Annotated in this window: 11 protein-coding genes and 1 pseudogene; 6 read left to right on the forward strand and 6 right to left on the reverse strand. The window is 63.7% G+C overall.

From position 1 onward, the window contains the following. Positions 1-162: 162 nt before the first annotated feature. The gene (locus ABLE85_RS23570; protein ID WP_348795142.1) at positions 163-603 is read right to left on the reverse strand and encodes a hypothetical protein; all 441 of its coding nucleotides are present in this window, start codon (positions 601-603) and stop codon (positions 163-165) included. A 76-nt stretch (positions 604-679) separates the two neighbouring features. Between ABLE85_RS23570 and ABLE85_RS23575 the strand changes: the two genes are divergently transcribed. The 4 genes from ABLE85_RS23575 (at position 680) to minE (ending at position 3,235) form a co-directional block, all read left to right on the forward strand. Next, positions 680-1,105: a hypothetical protein gene (locus ABLE85_RS23575; RefSeq protein ID WP_348795143.1), complete on the forward strand. Its 426-nt coding sequence runs from the start codon at positions 680-682 to the stop codon at positions 1,103-1,105. A gap of 341 nt (positions 1,106-1,446) precedes the next feature. Then, complete coding sequence (minC, locus tag ABLE85_RS23580; protein WP_348795144.1) at positions 1,447-2,136, forward strand: septum site-determining protein MinC; 690 nt, start codon at positions 1,447-1,449, stop codon at positions 2,134-2,136. A 17-nt stretch (positions 2,137-2,153) separates the two neighbouring features. After that, positions 2,154-2,969: a septum site-determining protein MinD gene (minD, locus tag ABLE85_RS23585; protein ID WP_348795145.1), complete on the forward strand. Its 816-nt coding sequence runs from the start codon at positions 2,154-2,156 to the stop codon at positions 2,967-2,969. Then, positions 2,966-3,235 (forward strand): cell division topological specificity factor MinE, encoded by a 270-nt coding sequence (gene minE / locus ABLE85_RS23590; RefSeq protein WP_348795146.1) that lies wholly within the window; start codon positions 2,966-2,968, stop codon positions 3,233-3,235. The genes minD and minE overlap by 4 nt, the downstream gene beginning before the upstream one ends. An 87-nt stretch (positions 3,236-3,322) precedes the next feature. On the opposite strand, the gene ABLE85_RS23595 is transcribed toward minE, so the two are convergent. Further along, the gene (locus ABLE85_RS23595; protein WP_348795147.1) at positions 3,323-4,003 is read right to left on the reverse strand and encodes a dienelactone hydrolase family protein; all 681 of its coding nucleotides are present in this window, start codon (positions 4,001-4,003) and stop codon (positions 3,323-3,325) included. Positions 4,004-4,148: 145 nt separating this feature from the next. On the opposite strand from ABLE85_RS23595, the gene ABLE85_RS23600 reads away from it, so the two are divergent. Then, complete coding sequence (locus ABLE85_RS23600; protein WP_348795148.1) at positions 4,149-5,273, forward strand: CapA family protein; 1,125 nt, start codon at positions 4,149-4,151, stop codon at positions 5,271-5,273. A 47-nt stretch (positions 5,274-5,320) separates the two neighbouring features. Here the strand turns inward: ABLE85_RS23600 and ABLE85_RS23605 are convergent, their stop codons facing one another. After that, positions 5,321-6,286 carry a LysR substrate-binding domain-containing protein gene (locus ABLE85_RS23605; RefSeq protein ID WP_348795149.1) on the reverse strand — a complete coding sequence of 322 codons (966 nt, stop codon included), beginning with the start codon at positions 6,284-6,286 and terminating at the stop codon, positions 5,321-5,323. A gap of 334 nt (positions 6,287-6,620) precedes the next feature. On the opposite strand from ABLE85_RS23605, the gene katG reads away from it, so the two are divergent. Next, a complete protein-coding gene (katG, locus tag ABLE85_RS23610) occupies positions 6,621-8,813 on the forward strand; it encodes a catalase/peroxidase HPI (protein WP_348795150.1) in 2,193 nt (730 codons plus the stop codon). Between the two features lie 295 nt (positions 8,814-9,108). On the opposite strand, the pseudogene ABLE85_RS23615 reads toward katG, so the two are convergent. The 3 genes and pseudogenes from ABLE85_RS23615 to ABLE85_RS23625 all read right to left on the reverse strand — a co-directional run. Then, positions 9,109-9,297: pseudogene (locus ABLE85_RS23615) on the reverse strand (IS3 family transposase); the annotation flags it as partial. 114 nt (positions 9,298-9,411) lie between these two features. After that, positions 9,412-9,945, reverse strand: a complete 534-nt coding sequence (locus tag ABLE85_RS23620; RefSeq protein WP_348795151.1) for a chemotaxis protein CheD — start codon at positions 9,943-9,945, stop codon at positions 9,412-9,414. Beyond that, a partial coding sequence (locus ABLE85_RS23625) for a response regulator (RefSeq protein ID WP_348795152.1) occupies positions 9,942-10,296 on the reverse strand: 355 nt, incomplete at its 5' end. The genes ABLE85_RS23625 and ABLE85_RS23620, both read right to left, overlap by 4 nt.

A 10,296-nucleotide genomic window follows, 5' to 3' on the forward strand; every position in this document is an offset into this window, starting at 1 on the left:
GAGACCAAAACCACGAAGGAGAAAAGCAGGACCTTGACCACCACCACCGAACCGAAACATACCTGAAAGGCGGGTCAATTCTCGGCGGAAATCCCGGGTCAGTTCCTGGCGGAAATCAACAACCGGCCAATCAATTTTGACACGCACCTTCGTTACGGCCGCTCAATTCGTGAGCCGCAGCACGCAATGCTTCACGGCGAGTTCCTGGTTGAGCGCGATGATTTCGCCCTTCACTTCCGCGATTTTCGCTTCCCGCTCGCTTGGAGAATTTATCATCGACTGCGTCAGCCCGGTGAGCGTGCCGCTGATCAAGTCCGCGCGAAACCGCTCGTTCTGGGCATCGCTGAGCAGGTCCCGAATCTGGATCTTTCGGTCGCGCTCGGTGAGGAGCGCCGGACAATCCAGATCAGCGAAGCGGCTGTCGTCCACCGTTTTCGCCTCGATTGCGCTCGGTGGTGTCGCGCACGCCGCCAACGCGCCGAGAGCCGCAAGAACTAGAAACTTCCACGTCATGGTCTGCATATCGCCCACATGCTTGTCGCGTGTGGCGATAATGCGCCTAGCTGCCATCGGCAACCGACAAGTCAGCGGGATGAAAGACAATTACGCCTCACCTTGTTGTGGCTGTAGGCGATCGCGGCTAGAGCCAGGCGGATAGCGCTCACGCTTTGGGGGAAATATGAAGATCATCCGAATTGGCTCACTGGCTGCAACAATTGCAGTCGGCCTCACTTCCTCCGCCCTCTCCTACATCGAGGGGGATGATTATGTCGCCGTCAGTTCGACAGCCGTCAGCGTGACAGGCGACATTCAGTTTGACGACTTCAGCATTACATTCGCGAACGGCAAGACCATGGAGTTCACCGATCTTGTCGCCGACCACTTCATTGTCGGGGACGAGACGGTGCCGGCGTCGGTCTACAGAGTTCGCAAGCCCGCCGACCCCGTGCTCGAAAACGGCAATCGGCTCTGCGGCTCAGGAAACGTTTCTTACATGGCGTCCTGGGATGGTGGCGGAGATTTCACGGTTCTGGCCGTGTTCACCGGGACCGAGGCACCGACAAGCGACGAGGAAATGTGCGCCTCCTATACCTACAGCTATTGATAGGACGCCTGGGGATGAGGGGCTGACGGCCGCGCAGGCCCGATTGGACAACTGCGTTTCGGCGGGGCCCCCTCGTGGACATCTGAACAAGGTCGCGAAGCCGATCTTTCGGCTCGCGCGCGCTACCGACTGCCTAGCGGGTGCAGTCAATCATCTGCGCGATCTTTGACAGGTTGAACGGCGAGCCACTGCCGCCGGCGGCATGAAGTTCCTCGCTTGCAGCATGGCCACACAGCCCTGCGCTTAGCACAAGGGGTGGAGAAATGCGATTTACGTTTCGTTTACCATGGCCTACACGGCGCCCCAGTTGGTAGGACTGTCTGTGAACTGAGTCGCCCCCCATGCAGAATAAGTCCATACGCTTTCGCGCCCGATCATTCGTCGCCTTCGCGCTCGTGCCAGAAGCGCCGCTGGAAGAGTGGCTGCAGGATCTCGACCGCTGGGTCGAGAATTCGCCCGGCTTCTTCAACGGCCGCCCCGTCGTGCTCGACCTCAAGGCGCTGAAGCCCGAGCCGGCCGAGATCGCCGATCTGGTTTCACAGCTCGCCGAGCGCGGGATCAGGGTCTACGCACTCGAATCCAAGGACATAGATGCCCTTGGCCCGGAGCTGCCCCCGCTGCTCAAGGGCGCCAAGGAAACGACGATCGAGGAAGCGCCCGAAGAGCAAGCTTCGCCGGTCGATTCGGAGGAAGCGAAGGCATCGAGCACGCTGATCGTCGAATCCCCGATCCGCTCGGGCCAGTCGATTCTCCATCCGCACGGGGACGTGATTGTCCTCGGCTCGGCCAGCTCCGGTTCCGAGATCCTCGCCGGCGGGTCCATCCACGTCTACGGCACTTTGCGCGGGCGGGCCTTCGCTGGCGCCTGGGGAGATCGCACCGCGCGCATCTTCTGCCGCAAGAACGAAGCGGAACTTCTGGCGGTGGACGGCTGGTATCGCACTGCAGAAGACATGGAACCCTCCACGCGCGGCAGGCCGGTACAGGCCTATCTGGACGAAGGCGTAATTCTGGTCGCGCCCCTCAAATGACAATTGGAGACAAGAACATGGGCAAGGTAGTGGTCGTCACATCTGGCAAGGGCGGCGTCGGGAAGACGACCTCGACCGCCGCCCTCGGAGCCGTTCTGGCCCAGTCCGGCAAGAAGGTGGTGCTCATCGACTTCGACGTCGGTCTACGTAACCTCGACCTGGTGATGGGGGCCGAGCGGCGCGTGGTGTTCGACCTCGTCAATGTGACGCAAGGGGTGGCCAAGCTTTCGCAGGCGCTGATCCGCGACAAGCGCGTGGAGTCGCTGTTCCTGCTGCCTGCGTCTCAGACGCGCGACAAGGATGCCCTCACGGAGGAAGGCGTGGCCAGTGTCGTCGGGATACTGCGCGAAAAATTCGACTACGTGTTGTGCGACAGCCCGGCGGGCATCGAGCGCGGCGCCCAGCTTGCCATGCGCTTCGCGGACGAGGCGGTCATCGTCACCAATCCTGAGGTGAGCTCCGTCCGCGATTCGGACCGCATCATCGGGCTGCTCGATTCCAAGACCTTGAAGGCAGAGCAGGGCGAGAGCGTCGCCAAGCACATCCTCGTCACCCGTTACGATCCGGCCCGCGCCGCGCGCGGCGAAATGCTTAGCATCGACGACGTGCTGGAAATCCTGTCCACGCCGCTGCTAGGCATCATTCCCGAGAGCCAGGGCGTGCTGCGCGCGTCCAATGTCGGCTCGCCGGTGACGCTCAACGAACCCACAAATGCCGCCGCTCGCGCCTATGCCGACGCCGCCAGGCGCCTGCAGGGCGAGGACGTGCCGATGGTCCTTCCCACCGAGAAGAAAGGTCTCCTTAACCGTCTTCTGGGAAGGAGAGTGGCATGAGCCTTTTCGATATCTTCAAACGTCGCGCCAGTGCGCCTGTGGCCCGCGAGCGCCTGCAGGTCCTGCTGGCCTATGAGCGCAACAACCGCAACCAGCCTGATCTCGTCGCCATACTGCGCGAGGAGATCATGGCGGTGATCGCCAAGCACGTCCAGGTCAACCAGGATGACGTGAAGATCACCATGGAACGCGGCAAGACGACGTCAACGCTGGAGATCGACATCCACATTCCTAACGCAGGCGCAGCCGCGTCGCCCGCGTTCTGACAGGCTGCCGCTGAAAGGCAGCTGCCCTTGGGTTCCACCTGGCGTCTTCGAAGTCTCGCTGCGCAGGCTCTCGCTGCAGCCGCCTTCCTAGCCTGAAGCGCCGTCGCGGCCCAGGTAGCCCCCGAACCAGTCTCGCGCTGCCTCGACCACGGCATCGAGCGCTCCGGGTTCGGAAAAGAGATGTGTTGCGCCCGGAATGATCACGAGTTGCTTGGGGCCGGCGAGCTGGGCCAATGCGGCCTGGTTCAGGCGGAGCACTTCGATATCGTTGCCGCCGACGATGAGGAGAGTCGGCGCTCCGACTTCTTCAAGCGCGGCATCTGCCAGATCGGGGCGTCCGCCCCGCGAAACGACGGCGGCGACCTGGTCGCCCAGCCGCGCTGCCGCAACAAGGGCCGCGGCTGCGCCAGTGCTCGACCCGAACAATCCTATCGGTAATCCCCTTGTTCTTGTCGTTGCGCCCGTCCATTCCACCGCGGCGGTCAGGCGTCTCGACAAAAGCGGAATGTCGAACACGTTGGCCCGATCCAACTCCTCGACCGGTGAGAGGAGGTCGAAAAGCAGCGTGCCAAGGCCGGCCTGGCCCAGGGCCTCCGCAACGTAGACATTGCGCGGGCTGAGCCTGCTCGAGCCGCTGCCATGTGCAAAGACGACGATCCCGAACGGGCTCGGAGGAAGGCGCAAGCAGCCCGGAAGATCCAGCGGCGTGATCGCCACATCGATGACCTCGGGGCCATGGGTTGAGTTGCCGCCGTCAGCATGTTTCATGACCGTTCCTCCTGTCTGCGGAAGGAACGGTTTCGAGGCTACTTTCGTTCATCGGGATTAAGCTGCCGAAACCGGGCGCCTGCCGCGGCCGGAGTGAGGGCAATACCCTGTGACGCCCAATCCGAGCGGTGAGCCCGCTTCCAATATGCACCGCAAGACAGTGCGCCTCTTCCTGTGCGGCGATGTCATGATCGGACGGGGCGTCGACCAGATCATGGCCCAACCGTGTGAACCGGCACTCCACGAAAGAGCCATTCATTCGGCGGTCGGGTATGTCGAGCTTGCCGAGAGGGCGCACGGTCCAATCCCGAGGCGTGTGGCGCCGTCTCATATCTGGGGCGCTGCCCTTGAAGAACTGCGCCAAAGCCGCCCGGACGCACGCATAGTCAACCTCGAGACGAGCATCACCCGTAGCGAAAGCTACGTCCGGAAAGGGATCAACTATCGGGTTAGCCCCGAGAACGCCGACTGTCTCGTGGCTGCGGGCATCGATTGCTGCACGCTTGCCAACAATCACGTCCTCGATTGGGGCGTCGCCGGGCTGCTGGACACTCTGACGGTGTTGGAGCAACTTCACATCAAATATGCGGGCGCAGGCCACGATCGCGGCGAGGCCTGCGCGCCGGCCGTGCTCGATCTGGCGCACAAGGGCCGTGTGCTTGTCTTTTCGTTCGCGTCGACCACGAGCGGTACGCCCTTCAGTTGGGCAGCCACATCAACAGCCCCGGGCGTGAATCTCCTGGCGGATCTTTCGGAGGCAAGCGCCGCCGTTGTCGCGGAGCAGATCGCCACCGCGCGCCAGCCGGGAGACGTGAGCGTCGCTTCCGTGCACTGGGGGCCGAACTGGGGCTACGAGATACCCGATGATGCGCGAAGCTTTGCCCACCAGCTAATCGAGAGGGCAGGCGTGTCAGTCGTCCACGGACATTCCTCGCACCACCCCAAGGCGATAGAGATTTACCGCAACCGGCTTATCCTCCATGGGTGCGGTGATTTCGTGAACGACTACGAAGGCATCGCCGGATACGAGGAATTCAGAGACGATCTGTCCCTGATGTATCTGGTCGACATAGACGCCAAGAGGGGGGATCTTGCGAAGCTTGAGATGGTTCCGCTGCGGATCCGGCGGTTTCGGCTCGGTCGCCCCTCAGCGAGGGAAAGCGCATGGACGTGCCGGACCCTTGATCGCGAAAGTCGGAAGCTCGGAACGCGCCTTGCCATGACGCCGGGCGGACGCCTCACCGTCTCCTTGGCGAAACGAGCCGACTGACAAGCCTAAGGAGTTGCCGGCATTTAGCGCTACCGTTTGGCTCCCGATCAAGGACGCGCGACCTGCGCCGGCAAGAGTCCGTCAGCTCCGGGTTCCGCGCGACGAGCAGTGTGCCGTTTGCGCAAGGCGACAGCCGATTGACGCACGACTTCCGAAATCTGCAAAAGCTGCTCTGCAAGGGGGCTTGCCTTGCGCCAGATCATGCCGACTGTTCGTGACGGCTGGGGACTGTTGAAGCGAGTGACGGACACGGACGCAGAGCGCGTCTCGACCGCCACGGCCATTTCCGGGATCAAGGTGACGCCGATGCCTGCGCTGACCATCTGGACCAGCGTGGACAAGGAACTGCCGTCCAGCAACTCACGCGGTCGCACCGGATGCATGTTGCAGAACGACAGGGCCTGCTCACGAAAACAATGCCCCTCCTCCAGAAGCAGCAGCCTCATCTCGCGAAGCATTTCGCGATTCGGCACCGGCTTTCCCTCGTCCTCGCCGGGCCGGACCAGAACGAAATCCTCCGCAAATAAGGCAACCTCGGTCAACGAGGGTTCGGAGACCGGCAGGGCAACGATGGCCGTGTCGAGCCGGCCGTCCGCCAGTTCCTGGATCAGCTTCTGCGTAAGCGTCTCGCGCACGTGGATGTCGAGCCCCTCATGCATGCGGCTGAGATTGCCGATTATGGTCGGCAGCAGGTAGGGCGCGATCGTCGGGATCACGCCTATCCGCAACCGCCCCACCAACCGGTTCCGCGAGGCGCGCGCCAGGTCTGCCAGTTCGTCGACCGAACGCAGGATGTCGCGGACGCGCAGGCCAAATTCTTCTCCGAAACTGGTCAGCCGAACCTGCCTGGCGCCTCTCTCGAAAAGCTCCGTGCCCAGCGATTCTTCCAATTCCCTGATCTGCACCGACATGGCGGGCTGAGAGATCGCGCAGGCATCCGCCGCGCGTCCGAAGTGGCCATGTCGTGCCAAGGCCTCGAAATAGCGAAGCTGCTTGAGTGTCAGATTCGTCATAACCTCACCTTATCGCTGCGATCAGCAAATCCAACTTAAATTAATCGCTGGATTTTGGTATAGGTCTTGAGGCGGATATGAGGAGGCGCGATGTCGTGGCTTCCTCACATCGCGCGGTGCTCGGGTCGCCAGTGTCCGGCTTGCACGGATGCTGGTTCCCCCAGGACCTGTATCGCTTCAGGGCGGCCTCTTTGCAGGAAAGCCCATAGCGACAGGGAGCTTCCACGTGTCTGGCACCTGGCCATCGCGTGGCCATGAAACGGATCGCCATCAAGGCCATTCATGGTCCTTGTCCACGAAGCAGTTCGATCAACAGCCACCACCGGAGAGAAAAATGGACGCAAAGACTGAAGAGAGCGCGGGCAAGTGCCCAGTTGCACACACGCCTGCTGCCAGAACCAATCGGGAGTGGTGGCCAAACCAGATTGACCTCGGGGTTCTTCACCAGCACTCCAACCTATCCGACCCGATGGGCGAGGCGTTCGATTACGCCAAGGAATTCCAGAGCCTCGACCTTGATGCGGTGGTCGCGGACCTCAAGGCCCTGATGACGGACTCGCAGGACTGGTGGCCGGCCGACTTCGGCCACTATGGGCCGCTGTTCATCCGCATGGCCTGGCACAGTGCCGGCACCTATCGTATCGGCGATGGTCGCGGCGGCGCCGGAGCCGGCCAGCAGCGTTTTGCCCCGCTCAACAGCTGGCCGGACAATGTGAACCTCGACAAGGCACGCCGGCTTCTGTGGCCGATCAAGCAGAAATACGGCCGCAAGATTTCCTGGGCCGACCTGATGATCCTGGCCGGCAACGTCGCCCTTGAATCCATGGGCTTCAAGACCTTCGGGTTCGCCGGCGGGCGCGAGGACGTCTGGGAGCCCGAGCAGGACATCTACTGGGGCTCGGAAGGCAAATGGCTCGCGGATGAGCGCTACAGCGGCGACCGCGACCTCGAAAACCCTCTCGCCGCCGTGCAGATGGGCCTGATCTACGTCAATCCCGAAGGGCCGAACGGCAACCCGGATCCGATTGCGGCGGCACGCGACATCCGCGAGACCTTCGCACGCATGGCGATGAACGACGAGGAAACCGTCGCGCTCATCGCCGGCGGCCACTCCTTCGGCAAGACCCACGGCGCCGGCGATGCGGCACTGGTGGGCCCGGAGCCGGAAGCCGCCGACATCGAGCACCAGGGCCTCGGCTGGAAGAGCAGCTTCGGCACCGGCAAGGGCGGTGACGCGATCGGCAGCGGCCTGGAAGTCACCTGGACCACGACGCCCACGAAGTGGAGCAACAACTTCCTCTGGAACCTGTTCGGTTACGAATGGGAACTGACCAAGAGCCCGGCCGGCGCGCATCAGTGGACGCCGAAGCATGGCATGGGCGCCAACACCATTCCGGACGCGCACGACCCGTCGAAGCGTCACGCCCCGACCATGCTGACCACCGACCTCTCGCTGCGCTTCGATCCAGCTTATGAGAAGATCGCCCGTCGCTTCCTGGAGAACCCCGACCAGTTCGCGGACGCCTTCGCCCGGGCCTGGTACAAGCTGACCCATCGCGACATGGGCCCGATCGCGCGTTACCTCGGCCCGCTTGTGCCCAAGGAAGAACTGATCTGGCAGGACCCGATCCCCGCGGTCGATCACGAACTGATCGGGGAAGGGGACATCGCAGCCCTGAAGGCCAAGATCCTCGCCTCCGGCCTGACCGTGTCGCAGCTGGTCTCGACTGCCTGGGCTTCTGCCTCGACGTTCCGCGGCTCCGACAAGCGCGGCGGCGCCAACGGCGCGCGCATCCGCCTCGAGCCGCAGAAGGACTGGGACGTCAACCAGCCGGCCGAACTGGCGAAAGTGCTCGAGAAGCTCGAAACGATCCAGAAGGAGTTCAATGCTTCGCAGTCCGGCAACAAGAAGGTGTCGCTTGCCGACTTGATCGTTCTGGGCGGTAGCGCGGCGATCGAGAAAGCTGCGAAGGATCCCGGACACGATGTGAAGGCTCCCTTCGCACCCGGCCGCATGGATGCCTCGCAGGAGCAGACCGACGTCGCATCCTTCGCCCCGCTCGAGCCGGCCGCCGACGGTTTCCGCAACTATGGCAGCGGCAGGCAGCGCCTGGCGCCCGTGGAGGCACTAGTCGACCGGGCACAACTGCTGACGCTGACCGCACCCGAGATGACGGTGCTCATCGGCGGTCTGCGCGTGCTCGGCGCAAATGTCGGCGGCTCAGCGCACGGCGTCTTCACCGCGCGGCCCGGAACGCTGACCAACGACTTCTTCGTGAACCTGCTCGACATGGGCACGGAGTGGAAGGCGGTTTCGGACGCCAAGGATGTGTTCGAGGGGCGCGACCGCAAGACCGGCGAGGTCAAGTGGACCGGCACCCGCGTCGACCTGATCTTCGGCTCGCACTCGCAGCTTCGCGCTCTCGCGGAAGTCTACGGTTCCTCTGACGCGAAGGAGAAGTTCGTGGAGGACTTCGTGTCGGCGTGGACCAAGGTCATGAACGCCGACCGCTTCGATCTTGCCTGATCTCGGTGCAAAGCATGCGGGCGCTGCCGGAGCACGGCTGCGCCCGAGCATGCGCTATCACGGGCGCATCGCCGTGGCCTCGCGCCACGGCGTGTCAGCAGCTGAGACATTGGAAAGGGACGGTATTTTAGACCCGATTGGAACGCCGTCCTATCCAGCTTAAACTCGTAGAGGAATATGTTCTGGGCCCGCACGCGAGGAACGGGATTCAGCACCGATATTGGCCGCCCGATGCCACTGTCCGATCATTTCCACGATGAAGTCACCCGGCCGATTGATGGTACTCTTGCCGGACTCGGGGATCGAGCACCGGCACATAGCGCGAGAACGTATCGACGACCGTCCGGACGCGGATTTTCTTGCCCGTCGCCAACTGGTCGTGGACGAAGTCCATCCCCCAGGTCTCGTTGGGCCGCGTGGCTTCGCAACGGTCCTCCCGCAACTTCGCCTTGACCTGCCGCTTCGGCGTCTTGTTCCTGAGCTCGTGAGGTCGCAGGTGCCTCCTGAGATGTTGCGGGTCCCCCAGGACCCGGCCGATAGCGTTATGTTTGTGACTGCCGAGAATAACGTCGGATGGCGGGACCTGGGTCGGGGGTTTTCAGAAGAACTCGACGGCGCCGGTGTCGGCTTGCGGCGGCAGGCGGGCGGGCGGCGGGGTGGCGCCGGCGTCGGCGCCGGCGAGCAGGGCCTGGCGGCCGCGGCCGGAGGCGGGCCAGTATTCGATGCGGCGGCCGCGGTCGCCGCCGAGGTCGCCGCCGACGACGGCGATGCCCTCGGTGCGCAGGAAGTCTTGCGCGAACTGGGCGTTGAGGGCGCCGATGTCGGACAGGCCCTCGACGGTGCGGGCGCCGCCGAACAGCTTGGCCTCGAGGCGGTGGCGCTGGGCGCCGCGGGCGAGCAGCGCGTTGATCAGCAGCTCCATCAGGTGGACGCCGTAGCGCTCGGCGTCGTGGCGCGGGCGGCCGGCGTCGCCGGGCAGCAGGAAGTGGTTCATGCCGCCGGCGCGCACCAGCGGGTCGCGGATGCAGGCGGCGACGCAGGAGCCGAGGATGGTGGTGAGCACGACGCCCTCGTCGGCGACGACATGGTACTCGCCGCGCAGCACGGTGTGGCGGGCGGGTTTGGCGGTCACGTCAGCGCCCCGACGATGGCCTCGATGGCGTGCTTGAGCTGGGCGGTGGTGAACGGCTTGGTCAGGTAGTTGTTGACGCCGAGCGCGGCGGCGCGCTCGACCAAAGCGCGGTCGCTCTTGCCGGTGAGGATGATGAACGGGGTGTTGCGCAGCGGCCCGTAGGAGCGGATCGCCTTGAGCAGGCCGAGCCCGTCGAGCTTGGGCATGTTGAAGTCGGAGATGATCAGATGGCAGGGCTTGTCCATCATCATGCGCAGCGCCTCCTCGCCGTCGCGGGCGAGCGCGATCTGGCGGATGCCCATGTCCTGCAGCGCCTCGGTGATGAGCAGGCGGCTGGTGGTGGTGTCGTCG

The organism is Mesorhizobium sp. KR1-2, assembly GCF_040045035.1.
Lineage (GTDB): Bacteria > Pseudomonadota > Alphaproteobacteria > Rhizobiales > Rhizobiaceae > Pseudaminobacter.

Excerpts from the sequence above, each read along its gene's own strand:
- minC (WP_348795144.1), top strand. The coding sequence starts at position 1,447 with ATGCAGAATAAGTCCATACGCTTTCGCGCCCGATCATTCGTCGCCTTC.
- ABLE85_RS23575 (WP_348795143.1), top strand. The coding sequence starts at position 680 with ATGAAGATCATCCGAATTGGCTCACTGGCTGCAACAATTGCAGTCGGC.
- ABLE85_RS23605 (WP_348795149.1), bottom strand. The coding sequence starts at position 6,286 with ATGACGAATCTGACACTCAAGCAGCTTCGCTATTTCGAGGCCTTGGCA.
- minE (WP_348795146.1), top strand. The coding sequence starts at position 2,966 with ATGAGCCTTTTCGATATCTTCAAACGTCGCGCCAGTGCGCCTGTGGCC.
- minD (WP_348795145.1), top strand. The coding sequence starts at position 2,154 with ATGGGCAAGGTAGTGGTCGTCACATCTGGCAAGGGCGGCGTCGGGAAG.
- katG (WP_348795150.1), top strand. The coding sequence starts at position 6,621 with ATGGACGCAAAGACTGAAGAGAGCGCGGGCAAGTGCCCAGTTGCACAC.
- ABLE85_RS23600 (WP_348795148.1), top strand. The coding sequence starts at position 4,149 with ATGCACCGCAAGACAGTGCGCCTCTTCCTGTGCGGCGATGTCATGATC.
- ABLE85_RS23595 (WP_348795147.1), bottom strand. The coding sequence starts at position 4,003 with ATGAAACATGCTGACGGCGGCAACTCAACCCATGGCCCCGAGGTCATC.